At 68.8% G+C, this 12967-nt stretch carries 10 protein-coding genes; 5 read left to right on the top strand and 5 right to left on the bottom strand.

All coding sequences use genetic code 11. The features are described from left to right. Positions 1 to 208 precede the first annotated feature (208 nt). The 5 genes from fusA to K8625_RS35955 form a co-directional block, all read right to left on the bottom strand. Positions 209 to 2287: an elongation factor G gene (gene fusA, locus K8625_RS35975; RefSeq protein ID WP_223747735.1), complete on the bottom strand. Its 2079-nt coding sequence runs from the start codon at positions 2285 to 2287 to the stop codon at positions 209 to 211. 148 nt (positions 2288 to 2435) lie between these two features. Continuing rightward, on the bottom strand, positions 2436 to 2906 hold the full coding sequence (gene rpsG / locus K8625_RS35970) for a 30S ribosomal protein S7 (protein ID WP_011553340.1): 471 nt from the start codon (positions 2904 to 2906) through the stop codon (positions 2436 to 2438). 140 nt (positions 2907 to 3046) lie between these two features. Next, the gene (gene rpsL / locus K8625_RS35965; protein ID WP_043408969.1) at positions 3047 to 3418 is read right to left on the bottom strand and encodes a 30S ribosomal protein S12; all 372 of its coding nucleotides are present in this window, start codon (positions 3416 to 3418) and stop codon (positions 3047 to 3049) included. Between the two features lie 215 nt (positions 3419 to 3633). Further along, entirely contained in the window at positions 3634 to 4128 is a 495-nt protein-coding gene (gene rimI, locus K8625_RS35960; RefSeq protein WP_223747734.1) for a ribosomal protein S18-alanine N-acetyltransferase, read from the bottom strand. Continuing rightward, positions 4125 to 4826, bottom strand: a complete 702-nt coding sequence (locus K8625_RS35955) for a hypothetical protein (RefSeq protein WP_223747733.1) — start codon at positions 4824 to 4826, stop codon at positions 4125 to 4127. The genes rimI and K8625_RS35955 overlap by 4 nt, the downstream gene beginning before the upstream one ends. Positions 4827 to 4939: 113 nt before the next feature. Between K8625_RS35955 and K8625_RS35950 the strand changes: the two genes are divergently transcribed. The 5 genes from K8625_RS35950 (at position 4940) to K8625_RS35930 (ending at position 12920) form a co-directional block, all read left to right on the top strand. Further along, positions 4940 to 5935 (top strand): DnaJ C-terminal domain-containing protein, encoded by a 996-nt coding sequence (locus K8625_RS35950; RefSeq protein WP_223785213.1) that lies wholly within the window; start codon positions 4940 to 4942, stop codon positions 5933 to 5935. 92 nt (positions 5936 to 6027) lie between these two features. After that, positions 6028 to 6756, top strand: coding sequence for a HEAT repeat domain-containing protein (locus K8625_RS35945; RefSeq protein WP_223747732.1), 729 nt, complete (start codon positions 6028 to 6030; stop codon positions 6754 to 6756). Positions 6757 to 6864: 108 nt separating this feature from the next. Further along, positions 6865 to 8556, top strand: a complete 1692-nt coding sequence (locus K8625_RS35940; RefSeq protein ID WP_223785212.1) for a hybrid sensor histidine kinase/response regulator — start codon at positions 6865 to 6867, stop codon at positions 8554 to 8556. A 75-nt stretch (positions 8557 to 8631) separates the two neighbouring features. Next, on the top strand, positions 8632 to 10353 hold the full coding sequence (gene argS / locus K8625_RS35935) for an arginine--tRNA ligase (protein ID WP_223747731.1): 1722 nt from the start codon (positions 8632 to 8634) through the stop codon (positions 10351 to 10353). 14 nt (positions 10354 to 10367) lie between these two features. Further along, complete coding sequence (locus tag K8625_RS35930) at positions 10368 to 12920, top strand: 1-acyl-sn-glycerol-3-phosphate acyltransferase (RefSeq protein WP_223747730.1); 2553 nt, start codon at positions 10368 to 10370, stop codon at positions 12918 to 12920. Positions 12921 to 12967: the final 47 nt, after the last annotated feature.

Genomic DNA, 12967 nt, shown 5'->3' with positions numbered 1-12967 from the left:
GGTCCACGTGTCCGATCGTGCCGATGTTCACGTGGGGCTTGTTACGCTCGAACTTCTCCTTGGCCATGACACTCCTCACCGCGGCTGAGCCGGTCAATCACCCGGCGCGTATCGAATCCCGCAAAAACTCACTGCGAAGGTGCTGCGTCCTGCTCCAAACCCGCCACAACGTCAACTGAAATCGCCCGCAGGGTCGACTGCCGGGCCGTCAGTAGCGGTTCAGCGCCGTCTTGGGCGCCGGCGCGTAGTGACTGAACTGCATGGTGTAGGTCGCCCTTCCCTGGCTGCGGCTGCGCAGGTCGGTCGAGTAGCCGAACATGGCGGCCAGGGGCACCTGCGCCTGGATGGCCTGCAGGCCGCCTGGGCGGGGCGTCATGCCCAGCACCTTGCCTCGCCGGCCGTTCAGGTCGCCAATCACGTCGCCCATGAAGGGCTCCGGCGTGACGATCTCGCAGTTCATGATGGGCTCGAGCAGCACGGGGCTGGCCGCGCGCACGGCGTCCTTGAAGGCCAGCGAGCCGGCGATCTTGAACGCCATCTCGCTCGAGTCCACGTCGTGCACGGAGCCGTCGTAGGCCTCCACCTTCACGTCCACCATGGGGTAGCCCGCCACGGGGCCGTTCTGGAGGGCCTCCTGGACACCGTCGCGCACCGCGTCCACGAACTCCTTGGGCACCACGCCGCCGACGATCTTGTTCTCGAAGGCGAAGCCCTTGCCGGCCTCGTTCGGCATCACCCGCAGCCAGATGTGGCCGTACTGGCCCCGGCCGCCCGTCTGACGGATGAACTTGCCCTCGGCCTCCATCTGGGTGGTGATGGTCTCGCGGTACGCCACCTGCGGCTTGCCGATGTTCGCGTCGACCTTGAACTCCCTCAGGAGGCGGTCGACGATGATCTCCAGGTGCAGCTCGCCCATGCCGGCGATCAGCGTCTGCCCCGTCTCCTCGTTCGTGCGCACGCGGAAGGACGGGTCCTCCATCGCCAGGCGCTGCAGCGACTGGATGATCTTGTCCTGGTCCGCCGTGGACTTCGGCTCGATGGCGATGTCGATGACCGGCTCGGGGAACTCCATCCGCTCCAGGATGATGGGCTGCTTGTCGTCGCAGAGCGTGTCGCCCGTCGCCGCCAGCTTCAGGCCCACCACCGCGCAGATGTCACCCGCGTAGCACTCGGTCAGCTCGTCCTTCTTGTCCGCGCGCATCTGGACCAGGCGGCTGACGCGCTCGCGCTTGCCCTTCACCGAGTTCCACACCGCCGTGCCCGCCTCCAGCTTGCCGGAGTACACGCGCAGGAACGTCAGCGTCTGGGACTGGAACGCCGGGTCGTTCATGATCTTGAACGCCAGGGCGCTGAAAGGCGCGTCGTCCCGCGTCTCGCGCACCGCGTCCTCGCCCTTGGGCGTCTTGCCGTGCACGGGCGGGATGTCCAGCGGGCTCGGCAGGTAGTCGATGACCGCGTCCAGGAGCGGCTGCACGCCCTTGTGACGGAACGCAGACCCGCAGAACACGGGGAACAGCTTCAGCCCCACGCAGCCCTTGCGGATGGCCGCGCGGACCTCCTGCTCGGTGAGCTCCTGGCCCTCCAGGAACTTCTCCGTCAGCGCGTCATCCTGCTCCGCGGCGGCCTCGAGCAGCTCCGCGCGCGCGGCCTCGGCCTGCTCGCGAAGCTCCTCGGGAATCTCCTGGATGTCGTAGCGGCTGCCCTGCTCCGAGTCGACGAAGACCAGGGCCTTCATCGTCAGGAGGTCGATGACACCGCGGTGCTTGTCCTCGGCGCCCAGGGGGAGCTGCATGCGCACCGCGCGCGCGCCAAGCTTCTCGCGGATGGTGCCCACGGACATCTCGAAGTCCGCGCCGATGCGGTCCATCTTGTTGATGAAGCAGATGCGGGGGACCTTGTAGCGGTCCGCCTGGCGCCAGACCGTCTCCGACTGCGGCTCCACGCCGTTGACCGCGTCGAACACGGTGACGGCGCCGTCGAGCACACGAAGGGAGCGCTCCACCTCGATGGTGAAGTCCACGTGTCCGGGGGTGTCGATGATGTTGACGCGGTAGCGCTGCTCGTTGCGCTGCCAGAAGGCGGTGATGGCGGCGGAGGTGATGGTGATGCCGCGCTCACGCTCCTGGACCATCCAGTCCGTGGTGGTGTTTCCCTCGTGCACCTCGCCCATCCGATGGATGGCGCCGGTGTAGAAGAGGATCCGCTCGGTGGTGGTCGTCTTGCCGGCATCGATGTGCGCCATGATGCCGATGTTGCGGTAGCGCTCCAGGGGATGCTCGCGAGCCATTGCGTCGGTACCTCTCCATGAGGGCGGGAGGGCTTGGGAGCCCCGTCTCACGTTCCCACCCGGACGATTTCAGAGAACCTGCTTCACCTAAAGAAACCGCCCGGATGCAACCTCTGCATCCGGGCGGGACACCGCGAGGCCGAAAGACCTACCAGCGGTAGTGCGCGAAGGCCTTGTTGGCCTCCGCCATCTTGTGCGTGTCTTCACGCTTCTTCACCGCGTTGCCGCGGTTGTTGGCGGCGTCCATGATCTCGCCGGCCAGCTTCTCCTGCATGGTCTTCTCGCCACGGGCCTTGGAGTACGTGATGATCCAACGCATGCCGAGGGCGACGCGGCGGTCCTGACGGACCTCGACGGGCACCTGGTAGGTGGCGCCACCGACGCGGCGGCTCTTGACCTCCAGCACCGGCTTGACGTTGTCGAGGGCCTTCTTGAACGTCTTGAGGGGGTCCTCCTTCGCGCGCTCCTCGATGAGGGCGAAGGCTCCGTAGCACACGCCTTCCGCGATGGACTTCTTGCCCTTCCGCATCAGGTCGTTGACGAACTTGGTGACGAGCCGGTCCTGGAACTTCGGATCCGGAAGAATCTTGCGCTTGGCGACTACGCGACGGCGAGGCATCTCTTCTCTCTTCCCTTACGCCCTGGCTCCCTTGGGAGCACGCTACGACGGGCTTCAAGTACCGCAGAAGGAAACTTCACGAGGACGCTCCCCAGGGTGCGGGGCTCAACGTCCCAACTCTCAAACGAAGGTGATCGCGCTCAGCTCGGACGCTTCGCGCCGTACTTGGAGCGGCTCTGCTTGCGGCCCGCCACGCCCACGGAGTCGAGCGTTCCACGGACGATGTGGTAGCGCACGCCCGGGAGGTCCTTCACACGACCGCCGCGGATCATCACCACCGAGTGCTCCTGGAGGTTGTGGCCCACGCCGGGGATGTAGGACGTCACTTCGATTCCGTTGGTCAGACGCACGCGGGCCACCTTGCGGAGGGCCGAGTTCGGCTTCTTCGGAGTCGTCGTGTACACGCGGGTGCAGACGCCGCGCTTCTGGGGGCACTCCTTGAGCGCGGGGCTCTTGCCCTTGATGTTCAGCTTCTCGCGGCCCTTGCGGACCAGCTGGCTAATGGTCGGCACTGATACCTCGTTCTTCGGGTTCGCAGCCGCCACGAGACACGAGGCGGCGCATATCTACCTACAGGACTACTGAAAAAGGCCGCGAGTATAGGGAGCGACCCCTCCGTGTCAAGCACGGCATGACGCAGACCTGGAACAGGTCAGCGTCCATGAGGTCTTTCCTTGAGACTCGTCAACCCAGCTTACGACGGGTCGGTCCTCTACTCCGCGTGCGCTCAGAAGTCGAGGACCATCACCACGGCGTCCTCGCCCTCGTCCGCGTAGTAGTTCGGCCGGATGCCCACCGGGCGGAAGCCGAAGGCGCGGTAGAGCTGGATCGCCGGCTCGTTGCTCTTCCTGACCTCCAGGGTGGCGAGGCTGCAGCGGCGTGCCCTGCCCCGCTCCAGCACCTCCTCCATGACGGCCCGCGCGACGCCCCGCCGCCGGTGCTGGGGGGCGGTGGCCACGTTGAGCACGTGGACCTCGTCGTGGACGATCCAGAAGATGGCCAGGCCCAAGAGCAGCGGGGGCACGAACTGCCGGGGCTCCTCCACCAGGAGGATGGTGGACCACTCGTGCTGGAGCTCGCGCTTGAGCAGCTCCGGGGACCAGGGGTTCTTGAACGCCGCCTGCTCCAGCGCCATCACCGCCGGCAGGTCCCCTTCCGTCATCTGACGGATGGAGAAGCCATGCGGCTCGCGTGGCTCGGCGTCCTCCCGCATCCGCCTCATCGCTTTGCCTCCCGTGTGAAGGGCGCCACCCGACGCACCTGGGCCGAGGCCCTCACCTGCGCCAGCTCCTCCACGGCCAGCGCCGCATAGCGCTCGCGGAAGAGCTTCTCCCGGATGGACTCCCGCACCGTCTCGTAGTCGGCCGGAAAGTCCCCGGGGTGCTGCTCGTAGAACCGACGGATCTCCGTCTCGCCCACCTGGGCCCGCAGGCGGATGCGGCTGTCCAGGACACGCTCGGCCCTGAGCCCCCGCGTCAGCACCGCCTTGAGCCCCTCCACGTCCACGTCCGCCCGGGCCAGGAAGCGCTCCAGGGCCTGGGAGCCCCCGACGCGCAGCCGGAACGCCTCCAGCCGCGCGTCCACCTCGGCGGGTTCGGCGGGGAACGCCTGGAGCCGGTCGGCGTTGAGCACCTGGACCCGCTGGCTGATGGCCAGCTCCAGCGCCCCCCGGAGGAGCTCCTCGTCCAGGGGGACCTCGAGCGCCTGGAGGCCGCCCCGCTGCACGAGCGCCACCCGGGCCTCGAACTCCAGCTCGCTCTGGGTGAGCACCCGACCCTCGATGATGGCGACCACCCGGTCCACCACCCTGCCCTGCGCCTCTCCCGCGGGAGCCTGGGCATGGACGGCCGGGGCGGCCAGCAGGAGGAGCCAGCCCGCCAGCCAGAAGGTACCTGCTCCCGCTCGGCGCGGCGCTGCCATGGCCTCCCTCATCTTCCGCCGGACTTTATACATCCCAGGCCAGCCGAACAGTCCTTGCTGGCGCACTCCCACCGACTGGTTACTTTCAATCACGTACAGCTCGGCGGGAACAAATGGCGGACGACTACTACCAGATCCTCGGCGTGGAACGGACGGCCTCCGAGGAGGCCATCAAGAAGGCGTTCCGGAAGCTCGCGCGCCAGCACCACCCCGACGTCAACCCCGGCAACAAGTCCGCCGAGGAGAAGTTCAAGCAGATCAACTCGGCCTTCGAGGTGCTGTCGGACCCGAAGAAGCGCAAGCTCTACGACGAGTTCGGCGAGGACGCCGAGAAGATCGGCTTCGACGAGAAGAAGGCGGAGGCGTACCGGCAGTACCGCGCCCAGGCGTCCCGGGGGGGCGTGGGCGGCATCCCCTACGGAGGCGAGGACTTCGACCTGGGGGACCTCTTCAACGACCTCTTCGGAGGACGCAGGGGCGGTGGGGGCGGGTTCAATGACCCCTTCGGGCGGGTCCGGGGGCGCGGCCCCATGGGTCCCGAGCGTGGCGAGGACCTCAACGCCCAGGTCCGCCTGACGCTGGCCGAGGCCGTCAACGGCACCGAGCGGCCCCTGTCCGTCAGCCGCGCCTCCCCCGACCGCTCCACCCCGGACGAGCGCGTCCGCCTGACGGTGAAGATTCCCGCGGGCGTCCAGACCGGCTCCAAGGTCCGGCTGGCGGGCCAGGGCGCCCCCGGCGCGAGGGGTGGGCCTCCGGGCGACCTCTACATCGAGACCGAGGTGATGGAGCATCCCCTGGTGCGTCGGGAAGGTGACGACCTCCACATGGACGTGCCCGTCACGGTGCCGGAGGCCATGCTGGGCGCGGAGGTGCGCGTCCCCACCTTCCAGGGCGAGCTCACCGTCAAGGTCCCCCCTGGCTCCCAGTCCGGCCGGCAGATGCGCCTCAAGGGGCGTGGGGTGCCCTCCCTCAAGGGGGGGGCACCGGGTGACCTCTACCTCCGCCTCCAGGTCAAGGTGCCGGACACCGACACCCCGGAGACCCGCGCCGCGGCGGAGACCCTGGCCAAGGCCTACCGGGACGATGTCCGTCGCGAGCTGACCCTCTGAAGCTCTTGTCTCTTGTCCTGGGCGCCGCCAAGGCATAGACGGCCCCTCCCACAGTCGGATTTCACGTCGCCGCAAACGGAGCACACGCGCACATGGGCCTCTTAGACATCTTCACGGGCGGCTCGGGCCCCGAGAAAGCCCTCAAGCTCAAGCCCAAGGTCACCCAGAAGTACGGCGACCCGGCGACCCGCCAGAAGGCCATCCAGCAGCTCGGGGAGATGAAGTTCCCCGAGGCCGTCTCCGTGCTCCTGGCCCGCTTCACCATCACCGTGGACCCGCTCACCACGGACGCCGACGAGAAGGAGCACACCTTCGAGCTGGTGAAGGCCTTCGGCAAGGACGCCGTCCCCCCCATCGTCGAGTTCCTCAGCAAGACGGAGCCCGCCACGTCGTGGGCGCTCAGGCTGCTGGGTGAGCTGGTCAGCGAGGACGAGGTGACCGAGGCCTGCGTGAAGGCGCTCCAGCACCTGTCCTCGACCTACACGAAGAACCCGGAGAAGAAGGTCGTCCTGCTCCACCACGTCACCGGTCGCCAGGACGCACGCATCCCCCCGGTGGTCGTCCCGTTCCTCTCGGACATGTCGGACGACGTGAAGATCGCCGCGCTCAAGGCGCTCGCCTCCTTCAAGTACGAGCCGGCCAGGGAGCCCATGCTCGCGCTCCTGACGGCCGACGAGACGGCGCGTCGGGTGCAGACCTCGGCGCTCTCCGCCCTGGCGGACGCGGGCTTCAGCGTGGGCGAGCAGCGCGCCCGCGTGGAGTCGCTCCTGGTGGAGCCCTACGTCCTGGACAAGGACGGCCGCATCCAGCGCCGGGCCTGAGCGCCCGGGCCCGGTCGTGTCGGGCAGCCGACACGACCACTGTCCTCCGGAAGGCCCTGCACACCGGGGCCGTTCCCAGGCGCTCGGAACCTGGAGCAGGATTCTCCCGTGCGCTCGAAGAAGAAAGGGGCCCTGGCAGAGGTCGTGCCGCTGCGCCCCACCACCTCGAAGAAGTCCACCCGTCGAGCAGCGAAGCCGGCTCCCCCGGCTGACGCCGACGCCGTCGCGCGCGCCCTCCTGGAGATGGCGCGCCACCTCACCGACAACGCGGGCCCCACCGAGGCCCTGCGCTCCCACCTCCAGACGCTCCACGCGCTGCTCAAGCCCAAGGTCTGTTACGTGGCCCGCTTCTTCGCCTCGCGCGAGCAGCTCCACGTCGAGCACGTCCGCGGCCGCTACGACAGCCGCGTCGTCGCCGCCGTCCCGGGCGAGGGCGTGGTGGGGCGCGCCTTCTCCGAGAAGAAGCTCCTGCGCGAAGCGGACACCCTCGCGGTGCCGCTGGAGAGCCCCCACGGCGTCACCGGCGTGCTCGTCGTCCTGGGCGCGCGCCGCGCCGTCTCCGACACCGTGCTCCAGTCGCTGGCCGCGCAGCTGGCCGCCGCCTACGAGGTGGCCCGGCTCCGCGACGACAGCGCCCGCCGCAACAAGGATCTGCAGACGGCCATCGCGGGCTTGAAGAGCCTGGAGCAGAACCGCGAGGAGCTGCTCGGCAACGTCTCGCACGACCTCAAGAACCCGCTCACCACCATCAAGTCGTACCTGGCGATGCTGGGACGCGAGAAGCTGGGGCCCCTCACGGACTCCCAGCGCCGCGCGGTGCAGATCTGCGATCGGAACTCCGACCGCATGCTGCGCATGGTGAACGACCTGCTGCTCATGTCCCGGCTCCAGTCCGGGAAGATGCAGCTCAACCAGCGCCCCTTCGGCCTCAAGGCCGTGGCCGAGGAGGTGGTCCGCTCCCTGGCCGTCGTCGCCGAGCACGGCAAGGTGCAGGTGCACATCCCCCCGTGTGCGGAGGTGTTCGTCCGGGGAGACCGCGAGCGCATCGCCGAGGCCATCCACAACCTCGTCGAGAACGGCATCCACCACAGCGAGCAGAATGACACCGTCGAGGTCACCGTCTCCGCCGAGGAGGGGCTCGCCGCACTGACGGTGAAGGACAGCGGTCCCGGCATGTCGGCCGAGGCGCTGGAGCACATCTTCGACGCCTTCTACCGGGCGCAGCCGGGCGTGCCGCGTCCTCCCGGGGCGGGGCTGGGCCTGCCGCTGGTGGGGAAGATCGTCGCCCTGCACGGCGGCCGTGTGGAGGCGTCCAGCGTGCTCGGCGAGGGCAGCACGTTCCAGCTGGTGCTGCCGATGTTCGCCGGGGCGGTCAGCTCCCCGGACCCGAACCAGGCGGCGCCCAAGGCGGGCGGCATCCTCCTGGTCGAGGACGACGCGGACTGCCGCGAGGTGCTGCAGCAGGTGCTGGAGCAGGAGGGCTACCGGGTGATGGCCACCTCGGGAGCCTCCGAGGCGCGCTCCATCCTCTCGCACATCCGGCCGGCCATGGTGCTGCTCGACCTGCGGCTGAGCGAGGAGGACGGGCAGTCGGTGCTCCGCTTCATCCGGGGCACCGAGTCGCTCGCGGACATCGTCGTGTACATCATCTCGGGTGCCAGCGAGGTGGCGTCCCTCACCTCCGGCCAGGGCCTGGAGCGCATCGACGGCTTCTTCGAGAAGCCGCTCCAGCTCCCCAAGCTGCTGGACACGGTGTCGGCGGTGGTGCGGCCCAGCCGCCGGGCTCCCGCCGTCCCCTGAGGGGGACGGAATGGACCGCGGAACGAACAAGAGGTGGCCGCACGCCACCTCGGCTTGGCTAGTATCCGCGCGTTCATGAGCACTTCCGTCTATTCCCGCTACCGCGCCGCATTCGCCGAGGGCCTCGCCAGCGCCCTGGGCGTGCAGGCCGCCGACATCGAAGCCCAGGTCAAGCCCGCGGAAGCGGCGCACGGCGACCTGAGCTTCGCCACCTTCCCTCTCGCCAAGGCCCAGAAGAAGGCGCCCCCCGTCATCGCCAAGGAGCTGGCCGAGAAGCTCTCCGTGCCGGGCCTGGAGATCAAGGCCGTGGGCCCGTACGTGAATGCCCGCTTCAACGCGGTGCCCTTCACCAGCGAGGTGCTCGACGCGGCCCGCAAGGCGGGCGCCACCTACGGCGGAGACGCGGACGCGGGGCGCGGCAAGACGGTGGTCATCGACTACTCGTCGCCGAACATCGCCAAGCCCATCGGCTTCCATCACATCCGCACCACGTTCCTGGGTCACTGCATCGCCAACATCTACCGGGCGCTCGGCTGGCGGGTGGAGGGCATCAACTACCTGGGTGACTGGGGCAAGCAGTTCGGCCTCGTCGCGGTGGGCTTCCAGGAGTACGGAGACCCCGCGCGCATCGACGACATGGGCCACCTGGTGGAGGTCTACGTGCGCGCCAACAAGCGCGCCGAGACGGAGCCCGCGTTCGACGAGAAGGCCCGCGACTTCTTCCGCCGCATGGAGGCCGGTGACGCCGAGGCCCTCAAGCTCTGGAACCAGTTCCGCGAGACGAGCATCCGCGGCTTCAAGCAGATCTACGCGCGGATGGGCATCGAGTTCGAGCACATCGAGGGCGAGAGCCGCTACCAGGGCAAGATGGACGCGGTCATCGAGCAGATCGCCAAGAAGCCCGGCGTGAAGGAGTCGCAGGGCGCGCTCATCGTCGACCTGCCCTACGCGGAGAACGAGCCGCCCATCCTGCTCAAGAAGAACGACGGCAGCACGCTCTACGCCACGCGCGACCTGGCCGCCGCCGAGGACCGCCACACGCGCTTCCAGTTCGAGAAGTCGCTCTACGTCGTGGCCCAGGACCAGGCGCTGCACTTCCGTCAGGTGTTCCGCACGCTGAAGGAGATGGGCCAGCCGTGGGCGGACAAGTGCGTGCACGTGGCGTTCGGCCGCATCCACGGCATGAGCACGCGCAAGGGCCAGGTGGTGCAGCTCAACGACGTGCTCGACGAGGCCAAGGAGCGCGCCGCCGCCAAGGTGAAGGAGAACCAGGAGGCCGGCCGGCTCCAGACGGATGACCCGGACAAGCTCGCCGAGCAGATCGGCCTGGGCGCCATCGCCTTCGGCGACCTCAAGCACAAGCGCGCCACCGACTACACCTTCGACTGGGACGAGGTGGTGAGCTTCGAGGGCCACACGGGCCCCTACCTCCAGTACGCCCACGCGCGCGTGGTCAACGTGCTGCGCAAGGGCGGCGGCGCGCCCGCCACCTACGACGCCAGCCTGCTGACGCTCCCCGAGGAGCAGGCCCTGGTGCGCGAAATCATGCGCCTGCCCGAAGTGGTGCGCGACGCGGCCGAGCAGTACGAGCCCAGCCTCGTGGCCCGCCTGCTGCTCGACGTGGCCGCCGCCCTGAGCCGCTACTACACGCTCGGCAACCAGGAGCGCGACAAGCGCATCAACGTCGAAGGGGATGACGCGCTGCGTTCCGCGCGACTCGCCCTGGCGGACGCGGCGCGGGTTACGCTCGCTTCGGGTCTGACCTTGTTGGGCATTCCGACACCCGAGAACATGTAGCCCCGGGGGCTGCCTTGGAAACCGCGCTGTCGCAGTCTGCGAATCAGGGAGAGTCCTTGCTGAAGGCGGAGTTCGGCCCGATGGGTCGGGCGCTGGGCACTCGTTATCTGGAGAGCGTCCACTTCCCACCCGAGGCCGAGGACGAGCTGCGAAACCTCCACGCCAAGGGGTTCGTGGTGCACGTCATGCGCTCCACGGCGTGGGTGAACTTCCTCTACCTCACCTGGGCCATGGTGCGCCGGAGCCTGCCGCCCGTGCGGGCGGTGTCCAACCTGCGCCCGTGGTTCACCAAGCCGTGGCGCCAGACGAAGCAGGGCGGCGCGTTCCTGGAGCGCTTCGAGTACGCGCGCCAACAGGGAGGCAGCGGCCTGGTCTTCCTGCGGCGTACGGCGCTCTTGCACGCGTCCGGGAAGGAGACGCACGAGGACCCCTTCCCCGCCCTGGTGGAGCTGGCGCGCACGTCGGACCGGCCCGTGTACCTGGTGCCGGAGCTGTTCGTCTGGGAGAAGCGCAGCGCGCGCCTGAAGCCCAACTGGGTGGACATGGTGTTCGGCAGCCCCGAGGCGCCGGGCTTCCTGCACTCGATGCTGGCCTTCTTCCGCAACTACAAGCGCGCGCAGTTCCGCGTGGGAGAGCCCATCGACCTGCGCGCCTTCGCCGAGCAGAACCCGAAGGACTCGGTGGAGGTGCTCGCGCGCAAGGTGCGCAGCACGCTGCACGTGCACCTGGCCCGGGAGACGCGCGCGGTGTTCGGACCGCCGGCCAAGCCGGCCGTGCGCATCATCGACGAGACCCTGCGCGACAGGCAGCTGCGCAAGGTGGTGGACGAGCACGCCGCGCAGTCCGGCCGCAAGCAGGAGAGCGTGCTGCGCGAGGCCCGCCGCAACCTGGAGGCCATCGCCGCGAAGCCCAGCCCCACGACGCTGGCCTTCGTCGCCCCGCTGCTCGACTGGGTGTTCAACCGCATCTACGACGGCATGCACGTGGACGAGGCGGGCCTGCACCGCGCGCTCAAGGCCGCCACCCGCGCGCCCATCGTCCTGTGCCCCAGCCACAAGAGCCACATGGACTACCTGGTGATGAGCTGGGTGCTGTGGAACCGCGGCTACGCGGTGCCGCTGGTGGCCGCCGGCGCCAACCTGTCCTTCTGGCCCCTGGGCAGCATCTTCCGCCGCTGCGGCGCGTTCTTCCTGCGCCGCTCGTTCAAGGGCGACAAGGTCTACGCCGCGTCCTTCAAGGCCTACGTGCGCAAGCTGGTGCACGACGGCATCCACCAGGAGTTCTTCCCCGAGGGCGGCCGCTCGCGCACGGGCAAGCTGCTCTCCCCCAAGCTGGGCATGTTCACCTGGCAGGTGGAGTCGGTGCTGGAGGGCGCGCGCAACGACCTGCTCTTCGTCCCGGTGGCCATCGACTACGAGAAGGTCGTCGAGTCGGGCAGCTACTCGAAGGAGCTGGCCGGCGGGGAGAAGAAGCCCGAGGACCTCAAGGCGCTGCTCAGCACGCCCAAGGTGCTCGCGGCGCGCTATGGCCGCATCCACCTGGGCTTCGACGAGCCGATTTCGCTCGTGGAGTTCATGAAGGAGCGCGGGCTCGACCCCGAGCAGCCGGTGACGGACGAGCAGAAGAAGGGCCTGGTCCGCGCGCTCGGCAACCGCGTGATGTACGGCATCAGCAAGGTGTCCACCGTGACGCCGCACGCGCTGGTGAGCACGTCGCTGCTCGCGCACCGTCGCCGGGGCCTGACGCAGCGGGAGCTGGCGGACCGCATCAGCATCCTGCGCCGCATCGCCCAGGAGGACGGCGCGCCGCAGTCGCGCGAGCTGGGCAACGCCCCCAGCAACCCCGAGACGATGGGGCCCATCCAGGACGCGATGCGCACCTTCATCGGCGACGAGATGGTGCGCACCCAGGAGGCCAAGGGTGACGTCATCTACCAGGTGGAGGACGACCGCCGCGCGGAGATGTCCTTCTACAAGAACACGCTGATGAACCTGGTGGCCGCGCGCAGCCTCGTGGCCAACGCCATGCTGGCCGCCGGCACGTCCGCCTCGTACGACGACGTGAAGGCGCGCGCGCTGTTCCTCTCGCGCCTGTTCAAGCTCGAGTTCATCTACCGGGTGAACACCACCTTCGACACCATCTTCGCGGAGACGGTGGAGCGGCTGGTGCGCATGGGCTTGGTGATGCACGAGGGCGACACGCTGAGCGTCGCGCCCGAGCCCCACGCCCAGCCGGAGCTGGAGTTCCTGGCGGACCTGCTGCGCGACTACCTGGAGGCGTACCTGCTGGCCGCGATGACGCTCAACGACGTGGCCACGGGCGTCGCCGAGGACCGCAAGGCCTTCCTCCGGATGGCCCTGGAGACGGGTCGCGCCGAGTACCACGCCGGCCGCATCACCGCCGCCGAGTCCCTGGCCAAGGTGACGCTGGAGAACGCGGTGACGTACCTGCAGGACCAGAAGCTCCTCGTCGAGGAGGACAAGAAGCTCAAGGTCGGTCCCCAGGCGACGGACGCGGACGCGCGCAAGCAGCTGGTCGAGAGCATCCGCGAGTACCTGCAGCGCTGACGTGTCGACTCCGGGCCGCGCCGCCTCCTCGAGGACGGTGCGGCCCG

Source organism: Myxococcus sp. AS-1-15, assembly GCF_020037055.1.
Lineage (GTDB): Bacteria > Myxococcota > Myxococcia > Myxococcales > Myxococcaceae > Myxococcus > Myxococcus fulvus.
Note: the sequence above shows the minus strand (reverse complement) of the source record. Positions and strands in the feature narration are given on the sequence as shown.

Excerpts from the sequence above, each read along its gene's own strand:
- fusA (WP_223747735.1), bottom strand. The coding sequence starts at position 2,287 with ATGGCTCGCGAGCATCCCCTGGAGCGCTACCGCAACATCGGCATCATG.
- rpsG (WP_011553340.1), bottom strand. The coding sequence starts at position 2,906 with ATGCCTCGCCGTCGCGTAGTCGCCAAGCGCAAGATTCTTCCGGATCCG.
- rimI (WP_223747734.1), bottom strand. The coding sequence starts at position 4,128 with ATGAGGCGGATGCGGGAGGACGCCGAGCCACGCGAGCCGCATGGCTTC.
- K8625_RS35955 (WP_223747733.1), bottom strand. The coding sequence starts at position 4,826 with ATGGCAGCGCCGCGCCGAGCGGGAGCAGGTACCTTCTGGCTGGCGGGC.
- K8625_RS35950 (WP_223785213.1), top strand. The coding sequence starts at position 4,940 with ATGGCGGACGACTACTACCAGATCCTCGGCGTGGAACGGACGGCCTCC.
- K8625_RS35945 (WP_223747732.1), top strand. The coding sequence starts at position 6,028 with ATGGGCCTCTTAGACATCTTCACGGGCGGCTCGGGCCCCGAGAAAGCC.
- argS (WP_223747731.1), top strand. The coding sequence starts at position 8,632 with ATGAGCACTTCCGTCTATTCCCGCTACCGCGCCGCATTCGCCGAGGGC.